This is a genomic window from Inquilinus ginsengisoli (genome assembly GCF_050434925.1).
Classification (GTDB): Bacteria; Pseudomonadota; Alphaproteobacteria; order DSM-16000; family Inquilinaceae; genus Inquilinus; species Inquilinus ginsengisoli_B.
Genome location: NZ_JBNDJK010000001.1, coordinates 1,268,604 through 1,284,095, shown reverse-complemented (window position 1 = coordinate 1,284,095; position 15,492 = coordinate 1,268,604). Strand labels below are relative to the sequence as shown.

Annotated in this window: 7 protein-coding genes; 6 read left to right on the top strand and 1 reads right to left on the bottom strand. The window is 70.9% G+C overall.

Annotated features, from left to right (window positions below):
* Nucleotides 1-76: 76 nt before the first annotated feature.
* Both QFZ27_RS06310 and QFZ27_RS06305 read left to right on the top strand, forming a co-directional pair.
* Nucleotides 77-7,063 (top strand): hypothetical protein, encoded by a 6,987-nt coding sequence (locus QFZ27_RS06310; RefSeq protein WP_429225240.1) that lies wholly within the window; start codon nucleotides 77-79, stop codon nucleotides 7,061-7,063.
* Between the two features lie 165 nt (nucleotides 7,064-7,228).
* Nucleotides 7,229-8,134, top strand: coding sequence for an MBL fold metallo-hydrolase (locus tag QFZ27_RS06305; protein WP_429225239.1), 906 nt, complete (start codon nucleotides 7,229-7,231; stop codon nucleotides 8,132-8,134).
* A gap of 136 nt (nucleotides 8,135-8,270) precedes the next feature.
* Here QFZ27_RS06305 and QFZ27_RS06300 read toward each other — a convergent pair whose 3' ends face one another.
* Nucleotides 8,271-8,606, bottom strand: a complete 336-nt coding sequence (locus QFZ27_RS06300; protein WP_429225238.1) for a cupin domain-containing protein — start codon at nucleotides 8,604-8,606, stop codon at nucleotides 8,271-8,273.
* Between the two features lie 306 nt (nucleotides 8,607-8,912).
* On the opposite strand from QFZ27_RS06300, the gene QFZ27_RS06295 reads away from it, so the two are divergent.
* The 4 genes from QFZ27_RS06295 to QFZ27_RS06280 all read left to right on the top strand — a co-directional run bounded on the left by QFZ27_RS06295 (nucleotide 8,913) and on the right by QFZ27_RS06280 (nucleotide 15,466).
* Nucleotides 8,913-9,452 (top strand): MarR family winged helix-turn-helix transcriptional regulator, encoded by a 540-nt coding sequence (locus QFZ27_RS06295; RefSeq protein ID WP_429225237.1) that lies wholly within the window; start codon nucleotides 8,913-8,915, stop codon nucleotides 9,450-9,452.
* Nucleotides 9,453-9,557: 105 nt separating this feature from the next.
* Nucleotides 9,558-11,276 carry a calcium-binding protein gene (locus QFZ27_RS06290; RefSeq protein WP_429225236.1) on the top strand — a complete coding sequence of 573 codons (1,719 nt, stop codon included), beginning with the start codon at nucleotides 9,558-9,560 and terminating at the stop codon, nucleotides 11,274-11,276.
* A 425-nt stretch (nucleotides 11,277-11,701) separates the two neighbouring features.
* Entirely contained in the window at nucleotides 11,702-13,201 is a 1,500-nt protein-coding gene (gene ansP, locus QFZ27_RS06285) for an L-asparagine permease (RefSeq protein ID WP_429225235.1), read from the top strand.
* A 78-nt stretch (nucleotides 13,202-13,279) separates the two neighbouring features.
* Nucleotides 13,280-15,466, top strand: a complete 2,187-nt coding sequence (locus QFZ27_RS06280; RefSeq protein WP_429225234.1) for a heavy metal translocating P-type ATPase — start codon at nucleotides 13,280-13,282, stop codon at nucleotides 15,464-15,466.
* The last annotated feature ends 26 nt before the right edge of the window (nucleotides 15,467-15,492 follow it).

Sequence of the window (15,492 nt, the reverse complement as noted above, 5' to 3'; positions counted from 1 at the left end):
CATGAGCTTCGATTCTACGCCCCGCGCCGGCCTGAGCCGCCGGGCCACAGCAGCCATATAATCAGTAGGGGTCGCCATGATGCGAGGGATCGATGCCTGCTTGGCAGGCCGGCCGACGACGTTGCGCGCCCTGCTGCTGGGCACGGCCGCCTGGCTGGCCGTTCCCGGCAGCGCCGCGGCGCAGCAGAGCTGCGGGGTGCAGAACAACAGCTACACCTGCACCGTCGCCGGGGGCACCTACACGTCCCCCGGCGTGGGCACGAGCGAGCCCGCCGGCAACATTTCCGCCGGCCAGAATCTGGTCGTCAACTCCTACGCCACCTTCAACGTCGTGCTCACGAACAGCAGCGACACCGTGCTGGGCTATTCCGCCTACGGAACGGGCGATACCAACGGCATCATCATCGACAACCAGGGGACCATCACGGCATCCGCGAGCTCGGGCTCCTACTCCCAATACGCCTTCGGCATCTGGGCACAACAGGGCGCCGGCTCCGGCAACTCCGGAGGCAACACGAATTCGGGCCTACAGATCATAAACAGCGGGTCCATCTTCCTGGAGCCGACGCAGGGGACGATCGGGAGCGGAGCGGCAATCTGGGCCAGCGACGAGGGTGGCGCCGGAGCGTCGGGAGGCGCTGGTGGTTCCTCGTCGGGCGCGCAGATCAACAACTCCGGAGGGATTGTCGCGACGGCCACAGGTCAGTTCGGCTTCGCCGGCCTCCAGGCTTTCTCCTTTGGCGGCGACGGCAGCTCGGGCGGCCCCGGCAACGGCGGAGGCGCCGGCGGCAATGCCGGCTACGCCTACGTCACGAATATCAACCCCATCTCCGTCGACTGGACCTGGCAAGGCGCCGGGACCACCAGCTACGGCGTCTACGGCATACAGGCACAGTCCCAGGGCGGCAACGGCAACTGGAATTCGAGCTCCCCGGGCGGCAATGGTGGCGACAGCGGGATCGCCACGGTCAAGCACGCGGGTGGAGACGTCATCGTGACGATGAGTGGCACGCCGCCTTCCGCGCAATCGGCCTATCTCGGCGCCGGTATCATGGCCGCGGCATTCGGCGGATCGGGCGGCCTGGGGCCGGAGAGTGGTGGCGATGACAACAAGGCCGGCGGCAATGGGGGAGCCGTCGCCGGGGCCACCATCCAGGTGAGTGGGAATGCGGGTGTCAGCACAACCGGCGACAAGCTGCCCGGTCTTCTGGTGTATGGCGTGGGCGGCGCCGGCGCACTGAGCGGCTGCCAGTACGGCGCCGACTGCAACCCGGACCAGTCGTCGGGGCACAACAATGGCGGTAACGGCGGTGGTGTCGTGCTGCCGTCGGACGTGGTCTCGGTAGAGGCCGAGTTCGGGGCGATCCCGATCGCCACCGCCGGCACGGACTCGGCGGGCGTCGCGGTCGTGCTGCAGGCCGGTGCCGGGGGCGCGGGCGGATCCGAGGTCGACTTCAGCCACGCGGACGGCGGTGCCGGCGGGAATGGCGGCAACGTCCAGTCGACGGCCAATATCAACTTCGTCGGCGTTTCTGGCTCGCCCATCAACGTGACCACCAGTGGCAGCACCTCGCCCGGGATCCTCGTGGCCAGCATCGGCGGCAACGCCGGCAATGCCGGCGATGCCCAGGGGACGATCGGAAGTGCCTTTGGCGGCAATGGCGGTGCAGGTGGTTACTCCGCCGGCGTGACCGTGGCGCTGGCGTCCACCACCATCTCGACGCAGGGCACAAACTCCCCCGGCATCGCCGTGCGATCGGAGGGCGGCACCGGCGGCACCGGCGGCTTCGGTGGAGCCGGGATCGGCGAAGGCGGAGGCGGTAGCGGCGGCAGCGGCGGCAATGGCGGCGCTCTGTCGATCTGGCTCGACGGCGCCTCGTCGATCAAGACGCAGGGATCCAACTCCTTCGGCATCCTGGCGCAAAGCTTCAGCGGTGCCGGCGGCAATGGCAACGGTGAGACCGGCGACGGCGGCGGCGGCGGCAATGGCGGCGTCGGCGGCGACGCCGGCAATCTGACGATCACCAACGCGGGCACGATCACCACGGCGCAGGCCACCGGCATCGTCGCGCAATCCATAGCCGGCGCCGGCGGCAGCGGCGGCAGCTCCTACGGGGTCTTCGGCAGCAGCGGCGGCACCGGCGCCTCGGCCGGCAGCGTCGGGACGATCGATGTGTCGAATACGGGGTCGATCATCACGAGCGGCGCGGGTGCGAAGGGCATCCTGGCGCAGTCTCTCGGCGGCAGCGGCGGGGTTGGCGGCGATGCAAGCGGCGGGCTGTATACCGTCGGCGGCAGCGCCACCAGCAATGTCTTCGAGATCGCCGGGAACGACGTCACCTTCAGCGTGACCGGTGGCAGCGTCGCGACCAGCGGACTCTCCGCCTTCGGCCTGCTGGGCCAGTCGATCGGCGGCGGCGGCGGCGACGGCGGCGCTGGATCGGGCCTGGGCGTCGCGGTGGGCGGCGCCGGCGGCGCTGGCGGCGGCGGCGGCACGGTCCAGGCGACGCTCGACACCGAATCCCAGCTCACCACATCGGGCGACAATGCGGCGGCGGTGGTGATGCAGTCGATCGGCGGCGGCGGCGGCAATGCCGGCAACGCCAGCAGCGCGGGGCTCTTCGCCACGGTCGCCATCGGCGGCGCGGGCGGCGACGGCGGCTCCGGCGGGTCGGCGAGCATCACGATGGACACTGCGACGATCGGCACCTCCGGGTCGAAGGCGCCCGGCCTGGTGGCGCAGTCGATCGGCGGCGGCGGCGGCACCGGCGGCAGCTCGATGGCCGGCTCGGTCGGGCCGGGCTTCTCGGCCGCGGTGGCGGTCGGCGGCTCGGGCGGCGGCGGCGGCGACGGCGGCACGGCGTCGGCCACCGTGGTGGGCAGTCTCATCTCGACCGGCCAGGATGACTTCCTGGTCAAGGGCGGCACCGTGACCAACGGGCACTGCGGCACGGTGCTCTGCAATACGCTGCCGATCGACAGCTTCGGCGTCGTGGTGCAGTCGATCGGCGGCGGCGGCGGTCTAGGCGGCAACGCCTCGGCCGAGGCGCTGGCGATCGCGGTGCCGCTGGACCCGACGGGCAACCAGGTGGGCGTCGCCGTCAGTGCCGCGATGGGCGGGACCGGCGGCACCGGCGGCTCGGGCGGGACGGCGCAATTCGGCTTGTCGAATGGCGGTTCGATCGTGACCCGCGGCCAGGGCTCGACCGGGGTGCTGGTGCAGTCGATCGGCGGCGGCGGCGGCGCCGGGGGCGATTCGTCCGCCTCGGCCATGGTTCTGGGGTACGGGCAGACCGTGCCGGAAGGCGCCGCTTCCCTGGGCGTCGCGGCGACCATGCAGATCGGCGGGTCCGGCGGCGGGGCCAACGATGGCGGCGAGGTGCTGGTGGCGATCGGCGGCACCGTCTCGAACGGCACGCTGCAGCAGGATGCCGGCGGCAGCGCCGGGACCTCCATCGTCACCTATGGCGATTACTCGAATGGCGTGACGGCGCACTCGGTCGGCGGCGGCGGCGGCAATGGCGGGTTCGGCGGCGGCACCACGCAGGAGTTCGGCACCGGGTCCAGCACCGCGATCGCCGCGAATCTCGGCTCCACCGGCGGCGGCGGCGGCGCGGGCGGCGAGGTGCAGGTGTCGCTGTTCGAGGGCAGCAGCATCACGACCTACGGCTCGGGCTCGGTCGGGATGCTGGCGCAGTCGCTGGGCGGCGGCGGCGGCGCGTCTCAGGGGGCGTCGATGAACGTCGCCCAGACCTTCTCCATCGGCAACGTCACCTACAAGCCGGGCCTGAATCTGGGCCTGGGCGTCACCGGTGGCGGTGGCGGCGACGGCGGCAACGTCACGGTCGATGTCGGGGGCGAGGTCGCCACGGATGGCGGCGACGCGACCGGCATCCTGGCGCAGTCGGTCGGCGGCGGGGGCGGCTTGGGCGGGACGGCAGGGTCCGACGGCTCGGCCGACAATCCCATCATCGATCTGTTCACCGCCCGCCAGGCGGAGAGCAACATCAACGACTACTTGAAAAAGGGCTCGGTTCCGTTCGACACCACCCTGGCCCTGTCCATCGGCGGCGCGGGCGGCGGCGGCGGCCAGGGCGGCACCGTGGAGGTCGACCTTTCCGCGGCCGTCGCGACGGCGGGGGATTGGGCGAACGGCATCGTGGCGCAGTCGATCGGCGGCGGCGGCGGCAAGGGCGGCAGCGCGGCCGCGGCCGGGACGGGCGGCGTGCCCGAGATCACCGTCAACCTGGCGCTGGCTCTCGGCGGCCAGGGCGGCGGGGGTGGCGACGGCGGCGACGTGACCGTCAACCTGGACCAGGGCGCCGCGCTCGCCACCTCCGGCTATGCGGCGTCCGCCATCATCGCGCAGAGCGTCGGCGCCGGCGGCGGCATCGGCGCCGACGGCTCCGACTCGGCCACCGGCTGGATCACGGTCGGCGCCTCGACCGGCGGCAAGGGCGGCGTGGGTGGCGACGGCGGCTCGGTGCTGGCTCAATACGACAACACCGACGGCACCAGCATCGCGACCGCCGGGGATGCGGCGGACGGCATCGTGCTGCAGTCGATCGGCGGCGGCGGCGGCGTCGCCGGCGCCGGCAGCAGCCTGTTCGGCTCCGCCTTCGGCAGCAGTGCCAGCGGATCGATGCAGCTCTCCGTCGGCGGCGGCCAGGACGCGAATGGCGACGGCGGCAGCGTGCTGCTGACGCCGGTGATCTCCACCAGCAATCCGCTGAATGTCACGACCACCGGTGACTACGCCTTCGGCGTGCTGGCGCAGTCGATCGGCGGCGGCGGCGGTATCGGAACCGTGCAGCCGAGCACCGGGTCCGTGACGACGCAACTCGGCGGCAATGCCTCGGGCGGCGCCGGCGGCAGCGTCGAGGTGACGGGCAACGACCTGAACATCACGACGACGGGTGTCGCGGCGCATGGCATCGTGGCGCAGTCGATCGGCGGCGGCGGCGGCGTGATCCGCGTCGCCGATCCCGATCCCGGCGTGCCGGCCGTCTCGACGAGCTGGACCGGCCCGCGGTCCTCGGCCGGCGCGGGCGACGGCGGTGCCGTCACCGTCTGGGTCGACAACAACGCCCAGGTCAATGTCTCGGGTGCCGGCGCGGTCGGTGTGCTGGCGCAGAGCATCGGCGGCGGCGGCGGCCTGGCCATCGACGGCAATGCGGTTTTCGCGGGAAGCACCTCGAACGGCAATGGCGGTTCCGGCGGCAGCGTCACCGTCAACGTCGACGCGAACGGCGCCATCGCGGCCACCGGGGACAACGGGATCGGCATTTTTGCACAGAGCACTGGAGCCAATGGCGCCGGAAGCTCCACGACTGTGTTTCTCGGCGACTTCGTGTCGGTCACTGGCGGCGGCGGCACGGCGGCGATGCCCGGCCAGATCGGCAGCAGCGGTATCCAGATCGACGGCGCCGCTGGCGGCTCCGTGAGCCTGCAGCCGGGCGCGACGATCACGACGGTGTTGGATACGGCGGGCACCGCGGTCATCGCCACGGGCGGCGGGCAGGTGTCGGTGGACAACGAGGAAGGGCAGATCACCGGTTCGCTCTACACCAATGGCGGCCAATTCAGCCAGAACGGCACCTACAACGCCGGTCCGATGGTGGAGGCCGCATCGGTCACCAACACCGGCACCTTCAATCTGGGCCTGCCGGGCGAGTTGCGGAGCACCAGGGTCACCGGGGATTTCATCCAGACCGGTGAGGGCCGGCTGGGCGTGACCGTCGACTCGCTCAACAAGACGGCCGGGCACCTGCAGGTCGACGGCACGGCAACGCTGGACGGCAAGATCGTGCCGACGGTGCTGACGCTGCTGCCGGGCGCGCTGCCGGTGGTGACCGCGGGGCACCTCACCTCCACCGCCGACGGGCTGGACGCGATGCTGTTCCATTGGGACACGGCCCAGTCCGGCAACACCCTGACCCTGGCGCCGCGGTCGGACTTCAAGCCCGGCGGCGTGGCGCTGAACGGCAGCCAGTCCTCGCTGGCCGGCTATTACGGCCGGGCCTGGGACAATGGCGACAAGGCCTTCGCCACCCGCTTCGCCCAGCTGTCGACGATCAACGACCGCAGCGACTACAAGGCGGCGCTGGATGCCTGGTCCAGCAAGGCGGCGCATGCCCAGTCGATCGCCCTGGCCAATTCGGCCGGCACCATCCTCGGCGCGGCGATGAGCTGCCCGGTCTTCATCGACGACAGCGTGCTGCTGGGCGAGGACAACTGCGCTTGGGCCAAGGTCACCGGGCGCTGGACCGACCAGTCCTCCACCAGCGACACCCAGGGCTATTACGTCTCGGGCACCACCTACCGGATCGGCGCCCAGCACGAGATCGCCCCCGACTGGTATCTCGGCGCCTCCTTCGGCTTCGGCCAGAGCTGGGCGCGGATGGATGGCGGCTCCTCCGGCAACGGCGACACCTATGACGGCTCGGTCACGGTGAAGCGGGTCATGGGGCCGTGGCAGTTCGCAGGCTCCGTCGCCTTCGCCGGCGGCTCGTTCGAGGCCGACCGGCGGGTCGACATCCCCGGCATCGCCAGCGAGACGCTGAAGAGCGATCCCAGCATCTTCCTGGCCGGCGGCCGGCTGCGCGCGGCCTATGAGATCGCCTTCGCCGACTGGTACATCCGGCCCTATGGCGATCTCGACGTGATCTACACCGACCTGCCCGGCTTCGAGGAGAAGGGCGACGACCTCTACGCGCTGGACGTCCGCGGCAGCAGCAAGACCAGCGTGGCGCTGTCGCCGATGGTGGAGTTCGGCGGCCGGCTCGACCTGGACCCGGAGACCGCGCTGCGGGCCTATGTCGCCTTCGGCATGAGCTATCAGCCGGACAACACCCGGACGATCCATTCCAGCTTCGCCGGGGCGTCCTCGGCCAACGGCACCTTCAGCGACCGGATCGACTCGCCGGACGTGCTGGGCCGGATCGATGTCGGGCTGCAGCTGTTCCGGGCCGGCGGCTTCGAGCTGAAGGGCGAGTACACCGCCGATATCGGCGGCGCCTTCCTCAGCCAGTCCGCCAGCGCCCGCGCCGCCTACCACTTCTGACGGCGAAGACCATCAGCGAGCCGGGCCGCAGGGGAGACCCGCGGCCCGGTCGCCGAATGACGAAACCTATCCCCCGGTATGGCTCGTCCTCTCCGTCGACCCAATCGACCGCAAACACGCCTCGCCGTAGCGTCGCCGATGTCGGGCGTTCAGCAGGAGGCGAGCATGTACCTGGACAAGACCCCCGGTGGACCGGGACCCGAGGAACTGGTTCTGTCGCGCTACGCGCTGCCGGTCGGCGAGATCGACGTCATGGTGGTCAGCGACGGGGTGATATCGATCTCGGCCGAGGCGATGGCCACCAACGCCGACCCGGCCGTCCGGTCGGCCTGGCTGCGCGAGAGGCTCCAGACCGTGGTGATGGATTGGGCACTGAACGAGGTCGTGGTCCGGAGCGGCGACCGGACCATCCTCATCGATTCCGGGCTGGGGATGGAGGCCCCGAACTTCCCGCGAACCGGGCGGTGGTCGTCGCGGCTGGAGGCCGCCGGCGTCGACCTGGCGTCCGTGACCGATGTGGTGCTGACCCATATGCATTTCGACCATGTCGGCGGGCTGCTCGTCGACGGGGTGCAGGATCAGCTGCGTCCGGACGTCCGGATCCACGCGTCGGCCGCCGAGGCCGAGTTCTGGCAGGCGCCCGATTTCTCGCGCACCGCTATGCCGGGGCCGTTGGCGGACATGATCCGGTCGGCCGCCGCGCGGTTCCTGGCCCAGTATGGCGGCAAGCTGCAGACCTTCGAGACGGACTACGAGGTCGCGCCGGGGGTGGTCGTCACCCGCACCGGCGGCCACACCCCCGGGCACAGCGTGGTGCGCCTGGCATCCGGCGGCGACCGCCTGACCTTCGTCGGCGACGCCATACTCCCGCACGGCTTCGAGCACCTCGAGTGGCACAACGGCTTCGAACACGACCCCGAGGAGGCGGTTCGCGTCCGGGCCCGACTGCTACGGGAGCTGGCGGCGACCGGCGAGCCGATCCTGGCCACGCACCTGTCGTTCCCGTCGGTCTGCCGGGTGGCGGCCGTCGGCGCAGGCTATCGCTGGGTGCCGGCCTTGTGGAATTACTGACCCTGATCGGGTCGGGCAGACGACGGCCCCGTCGCTGCCTCCACGTCCAGCCATATCGGCTCGGAGACATGGCCGGCGGGGTCGTCAAAGGAGATCATCTTCGGCATGGTGGCTCCCGTCGGGTCCCGGTGTCGCGTCAGGCCAGCGCCTGCACGATGGTGTCGCTGGGATGGATGCCGATCAGCTCGAGCCGCCCGGTGCCGGTGTTCTCGAAGCGGTGCGGCACGTTGGCGGCGGCGACGACGATGTCGCCCGGATAGCCCTTCGTCGTCTCGCCGCCGACGGTGAACTCGGCCTCGCCCGCCCGGACGATCCAGGTCTCGGGATAGGGGTGGACATGCAGCGCCGACCCCTGCCCCGGCGCGGCGTCGACCAGGAAGCACGACACCGCGCTGCCGAACTCGCGGCCCTCGAAGCGGACGGTCCGGCTCTGGCCCGGCTGCGGCTCCTGATGGCGACGGACCTGGAACATTCGGGGGCTCCTCCCTTGCGCGCCGACGGTGTCGGCGAAATATCTTCTCGAGAAGATATATGGTCAAGATATCTTCTCGTCAAGATACCTTGGCTGGGTGCCGCGGAAGGCGTATGTGTGGGCTGTGGTATGGCGCAGTTTTCTAACTGTCATGCCCGGGCTTGACCCGGGCATCCAGAGATGTCGAAGCCGTTCTGGGTGGCCCCTGGATCGCCGGGTCAAGCCCGGCGATGACAATAAAAGTTGAGCGCAACCTTCTCGACCACAATCAAGGGTTCAGCCGGACAACAGTGTATGAGAACAGGGATGACGGACGAGGCAGACAAGACCGGCGCGGACCATGTCGACCGGCTGCGCCGGCAATGGGCGCGGGAGTTGCCCGATCTCGACACCGAGCCGATGGCGGTCCTGGGGCGGGCCTACCGGCTGTCGAATCTGGTGCGCGCCGGCATCGAGGCGACCTTCGCCGGCTTCGGCCTCGACCGCGGCGAGTTCGACGTGATCGGCACCCTGCGCCGGTCCGGGCCGCCCTACCGGCTGACTCCGACCGAGCTGTACACCGCGCTGATGATGTCGTCCGGCGGCCTGACCCACCGGCTGGACCGGCTGGAGAAGGCGGGGCTGGTCCGGCGCGAGAAGTCGCCGCAGGACGGGCGCAGCGTGCTGGTGGTGCTGACCGAGGACGGCGCGGCGCGGGCCGAGGCGGCGTTCCGCGCCGACATGGAGAATGAGGCCGCCGTCCTGCAGGCCCTCGACCCGCAGGAGCGAGCGGCGTTGGCGGCCCTGCTGCGCAAGCTGATCGCCGGCATCGAGTCCGATCCGGCGCGCAGCGGTGGCCCGGGCTGAAGCCAGATGTCGGCGACATCCTTGGCTATGCGCTGACGGAGACTCCTGTAAGCTGCCCCGAGTCTGGGATTTTCAACAAAACTCCGCAATCTCGGGGAGGCTGCCTTGGCGAACTACTTCTTCAACGTGGACGGGCCGGAGGTGGGTTCGGTCGGCCCGGGCGAGCAGGCCGTTGTCGGCAATCTCGCCTTTTTCGACACCACCGACACCGTGACCGGCGCGGTGGGCGCGCTCCTAGGCTTCGCGATCGCCGGGGACATCGTCCTGAACCTGACCGGCTATGCCGGCATCACCGGCTTCGCCACCCTCTCGCCGCAGAGCTTCGGCGGCACGATCAACCTGACGATCGGGCAGGATTTCTATACCGGCAACGCCGCCGGCGCGCTGCTGACCGTCCTCGCCCTCGCGGATGTCCAGGTGATCCTGAACGCCAGTGCTCTCGACTCCGCCAGCGCGGTGCTGCTGCGGTCCTTCTCGGGCACGGCCGATATCCTGACCGGGGGGGACGGCAATGACCACCTCGCGGGCGCGGGCGGCGCCGACCAGCTGAACGGCGGCGCCGGCATCGATGCCGCGCGCTACGACCTGTCGCCGGGCGCGGTGACGGTCGATCTGGCCGCCGGCACGGGCATCGGCAGCGACGCCCAGGGCGACGCCTACACCAGCATCGAGGCCGCCACGGGGTCGGCCTTCAACGACCGGCTGCTCGGCGATGCCGGCACCAACTTCCTGGTGGGCCTCAACGGCGACGACACGCTACGCGGCGGCGCCGGGGCCGATGTCCTGGACGGCGGCGCCGGCTCGGACTTCGTCAACTACCAGGGGTCGAGCGCCGAGGTCTTCGTCGACATCCAGAACGGCCTGATCTTCAGCGGCGACGCCACGGGCGACCAGCTGACCAGCATCGAGAACATCTACGGCTCCAGCTTCAGCGACACCCTGGCCGGCGACGCCGGCCGCAACATAATCGGCGGCGAGGGCGGTGCCGACCTCATCGACGGCCGTGGCGGCGACGATGCGCTGGCGGGCGAGGCCGGCAACGACATCCTCAACGGCATGGACGGCAATGACCGGCTGGTCGGCGGCGACGGGACCGATAGCCTGTCCGGCGCAGCCGGCAACGATTCGATGGATGGTGGCGCCGGCAATGACGGTGCCTTCGGCCATGCCGGCAACGACAGCATCACCGGCGGTGCCGGTGCCGACCAGCTTGATGGCGGCGACGACAATGATTTCCTGGAGGGCGGAGCAGACGCCGACTCGCTGACCGGCGGCGCCGGCATCGACACGGCGAGCTATGCAGGCTCGGGCGCCGGCGTGATCGTGGTGCTCGGCGGCGCCTCCAGCGGCGGCGATGCCCAAGGCGACACGTTGGCCGGCATCGAGCAGGTGATGGGCTCGGGCTTCGCCGACACGATCACCGGCGACGCCGGCGCCAACACGCTGTGGGGCCTGTCCGGCGATGACGTGCTGACCGGGGGCGCCGGCGCCGATGTGCTGAAGGGCGGCGCCGGCAACGACCACTTCTCCTATGGCGCGACCGGCGACAGCACCCTTGCGGCCGCCGGCCGGGACACGATCACCGACTTCACCACCGGCGACCGGATCGATCTGTCCGCGATCGATGCCAATGGCGCCGGCCCCGGCAACACCGCCTTCACCTTCGGCACCGGCGCCTTCACCGCCGCCGGCCAGATCCGGGTGCTGGATTTCGGCGGCGGCCGCTACGGCGTCTATCTCGAGACCACCGGCAACAATGTCGAAGACGCGCTGATCACCGTCTATTCCGACCATGCCCTGACCGCGGCGGATTTCGTCCTGTAGCGGGCGCGCCCCGGCCCAAGCCAGACCTTTTTCAGAATCCAGCCACCCGACTCGACCTATGCCTTTAATCCTCCCCCTCCCCTTGCGGGAGGGGGGGATAAAAAGTTTATGCCGGAAGGGCGGAAGCTGTTCTGAGACGGGCTCGCAAGCGGGAGAGGCAATTATTCACGGTCTTGGTGCTACGGGCGACCCGGCCCGATCTCACCTCATCGCACTCGAAGGTCGCCGGGATCGATTCGAGTCCGGAGCTTTCGACATAAAACCAAGTTTTCGTCCCGAAAACCCGCCGGTTCGCAAGGCCTCCGGCGCCGGCGAGCAGAGATCGCAGCAGCTGCGTTTGACAAGGACTTGCATCGCGTCCTAGCGTCCGCCCCCCCGCGGCCCACCGCGGCAGAATAAAAACAAGACCAAGAGCGGAAGAAACAGTGACCAAGATCGCCCCGCCGGCCTTCAGGGCCGCCCGCGACCCCGCCGCCGACCGTCGCGCCTGGCTCGACTCCCACGAACACGGTTACCACAAGGGCCTGAAATCCCGGCAGGTGCAGATGATCGCCATCGGCGGCGCCATCGGCACCGGGCTGTTCCTCGGCGCCGGCGGCCGGCTGCAGCTGGCCGGCCCGGCCCTGGCCCTGGTCTATCTGGTCTGCGGCTTCTTCTCCTTCCTGATCCTGCGGGCGCTGGGCGAGCTGGTGATGCACCGCCCGACCTCCGGCAGCTTCGTCTCCTATGCCCGCGAGTTCCTGGGCGAGCAGGCGTCCTTCGTCGCCGGCTGGATGTTTTTCCTGAACTGGGCGATGACCGGCATCGTCGATATCACCGCCGTGGCCCTGTACATGAAATACTGGCCGATGTTCGGCGACGTGCCGCAATGGCTGTTCGCGCTGGCCGCGCTGGGCGTCGTCACGGTGATGAACCTGGTCGGCGTCAAATGGTTCGGCGAGATGGAGTTCTGGTTCTCGCTGATCAAGGTGGCGGCGCTGGCGCTGTTCCTGGCCATCGGCACGCTGATCCTCGGCAGCGGCATGGAGGTGGCCGGCCACGCGCCCGGGCTGCAGCTGGTCTCCGACAATGGCGGCATCTTCCCGCACGGCCTGCTGCCCGCCGTGGTGATCGTCCAGGGCGTGGTCTTCGCCTATGCCGGGATCGAGCTGATCGGCACCGCCGCCGGCGAGACCGAGGAGGCGCGCAAGATCCTGCCGCGGGCGATCAACAGCGTGATCTGGCGCATCGCCCTGTTCTATGTCGGCTCGGTCGTCCTCTTGGTGCTGCTGCTGCCCTGGACCGCCTACCAGGCCGGCACCAGCCCCTTCGTCACCTTCTTCGGCGCGCTGGGCGTGCCCGGCATCGGCACGATCATGAACATCGTGGTGCTGACCGCGGCGCTGTCCAGCCTGAACTCCGGCCTCTACTCCACCGGGCGGGTGCTGCGGTCGCTGGCGATGGGCGGGTCGGCGCCCGACCTGCTGGCCCGCATGAACGCGCGCAAGGTGCCCTATGCCGGCATCCTGGTGACGGTCGCGATCTATGCCGTCGGCGTGGTGCTGAACTACGTGGTGCCGTCGCAGGTGTTCGAGATCGTGCTGAACATCGCCTCGCTGGGCATCATCAGCACCTGGGCCTTCATCCTGGTCTGCCAGCTGGCGCTGCGCCGGGCGATCCGGCGGGACGAGGCCGACCCGGTGTCGTTCCGCATGCCGGGGGCGCCGGTCAGCAGCTGGATCACGCTGCTGTTCCTGCTGGGCGTGCTGGTGCTGATGGCGCTGGACTACCCGGTCGGGTCGCTGACGGTGGCGGCGCTGCCGCTGATCGGCCTCGGCCTGCTGGTCGGCTGGATGCTGGCGCGGAAGAAGGTGCTGGCGCTGCGGCCCGGCAGCCCGATGGCCGAGCACGAGCCGCTGGTGCCGCAGCCCGAGAGCCTTTCCTGAGCCGGATTGCACCGGCTGCATGACCGGGATCCGATGGGGGCTTGACCTTCCAGCTTCTGGAAGCCCCATCTCCCGGTCATGACCACGACATCGACCGTCCGACTGGACATCACCGGCATGACCTGCGCGGCCTGCGCGACCCGGGTCGAACGCGCCCTGACCCGCACGCCCGGCGTGTTGCGGGCCACCGTCAACCTGGCGCTGGAGCGGGCGGACATCGCCATCGCCCCGGACGGGCCGGACCGCGCCGCGCTGGCCGAGACGGTGCGCGGCGCCGGCTATCAGGTGCGCGCGCCGGCCGCCGTTACCGAGGAGGCCGAGAGGCGGCCCTGGATCGAGACCGCGACGCTGGCCGCGGCGATCCTGCTGACCCTGCCCCTGGTGCTGAACATGGTGGCGATGACGCTGGGCCTGCCCTGGCACCTGTCGCCGATCACCGAGCTGGTGCTGGCGACGCCGGTGCAGGTCTGGGCCGGCGCCCGCTTCTACCGCGGCGCCTGGGCCTCGCTGCGTCACCGCAGCCCCGGCATGGACGTGCTGGTCGCGCTCGGCACCAGCGCCGCCTGGGGCTACAGCGCGGTGCAGGTGGCGCTGCACGGCAGCATGGCGATGGGCCACCTGTATTTCGAGGCCGCGGCGGTGGTGATCACGCTGGTGCTGCTGGGCAAGCGGCTGGAGGCGCGGGCCAAGCGCGGCGCCGGCGCCGCCCTGCGCGCGCTGATGGCACTGCGGCCGGAAACGGCGCGGGTGCTGACCGCGGACGGGCCGGTCGAGCGGCCGGTGGCGGACCTTGCGCCCGGCGACCGCATCCTGGTCCGCCCCGGCGAGCGCTTCCCGGTCGACGCCCGGGTCGAGGCGGGCGAGAGCGAGGTCGACGAATCGCTGGTGACCGGCGAAAGCCTGCCGGTGGCCAAGCGGCCGGGCGACTCGGTCGCCGCCGGCGCCCTGAACGGCACCGGCGCCCTGACCCTGGAAGCGACGGCGGTGGGCGAGGATTCGACCATCGCCCGCATCGTCCGTCTGGTCGAGGCGGCGCAGTCCGGCAAGGCGCCGATCCAGAAGCTGGTCGACCGCATCAGCGCCGTGTTCGTGCCGATCGTGCTGGTGCTCGCGGTCCTGACCTTCGCCGGCTGGCTGGTGGCCGGCGGCAGCCTCGACCAGGCGCTGGGCGCCGCCGTGGCGGTGCTGGTGATCGCCTGCCCCTGCGCCATGGGGCTGGCGACGCCGGCCGCGATCGTCACCGGCACCGGCGCCGCGGCCCGCGCCGGCATCCTGATCCGCGACATCGAGACGATCGAGCGGGCGCCGCAGATCGACACCGTGGTGTTCGACAAGACCGGCACCCTGACCGAGGGCCGGCCGGCGGTGACCGAGGTGGTCGCCCCCGCCGGCGACGCGGATGCGCTGCTGGCTTTGGCGGCCGCGGTGCAGGCCGGCAGCGAGCATCCGCTGGCCCGCGCGGTGGAGGCCGAGGCGGCGCGGCGCGGCCTGGCGGTTCCCGCGGCAAGCGGGGTCGCCGCCCGGCCCGGCCGCGGTGTCGTCGGCATGGTCGAGGGCCAGTCTGTCGCCATCGGCAACATCGCGCTGATGCGGGAGATCCAGGCGGACCTGCCCGAGGCGCTGGCGCAGGCGATCGGCGGGCATGAGGCCGCCGGCCGCACCACCATGCTGGTCGCGGTGTGGGACGAGGTGGGGGGCGAGGTGCGCGGCGCCATCGCCGTGGCCGACCCGTTGAAGCCCGGCGCGGCCGAGGCGGTGGCGCGGCTGGTCGCGGCGGGCATCGCCGTGCGGATGCTGAGCGGCGACGCCCGCGCCGTGGCCGACAGCGTCGCCGGCCGGGTCGGCATCACCGCGGTCGACGCCCCGGTACGGCCGGAGGAGAAGGCCGGCACCGTGGCCCGGCTGCGCGCCGGCGGCGCCAAGGTGGCGATGGTCGGCGACGGCATCAACGACGCCCCGGCCCTGGCCGAGGCCGATCTGGGCATCGCCATGGGCGGCGGCGCCGACGTGGCGATGGAGGCGGCGGCGATCACGCTGATGCGGCCCGACCCGCGGCTGGTGGCCGATGCGCTGGCGATCAGCCGGGCGACCTGGAACAAGGTGCGGCAGAACTTGTTCTGGGCCTTTGCGTACAACGTGGTCGGGCTGCCGCTGGCGGCGCTGGGCCTGCTCAACCCCGCCATCGCCGGCGCGGCGATGGCGCTGAGCAGCATCAGCGTCGTCGCCAATGCGCTGCTGCTGCGGCGCTGGCGGCCACGGGTGTGATGGAGCTGGCGGTTCGGGCCGCATCG

Bases quoted from the DNA above. Each gene is read 5' to 3' on its own strand.
- QFZ27_RS06310 (WP_429225240.1), top strand. From the start codon at position 77: ATGATGCGAGGGATCGATGCCTGCTTGGCAGGCCGGCCGACGACGTTG.
- QFZ27_RS06305 (WP_429225239.1), top strand. From the start codon at position 7,229: ATGTACCTGGACAAGACCCCCGGTGGACCGGGACCCGAGGAACTGGTT.
- QFZ27_RS06300 (WP_429225238.1), bottom strand. From the start codon at position 8,606: ATGTTCCAGGTCCGTCGCCATCAGGAGCCGCAGCCGGGCCAGAGCCGG.
- QFZ27_RS06295 (WP_429225237.1), top strand. From the start codon at position 8,913: ATGACGGACGAGGCAGACAAGACCGGCGCGGACCATGTCGACCGGCTG.
- QFZ27_RS06280 (WP_429225234.1), top strand. From the start codon at position 13,280: ATGACCACGACATCGACCGTCCGACTGGACATCACCGGCATGACCTGC.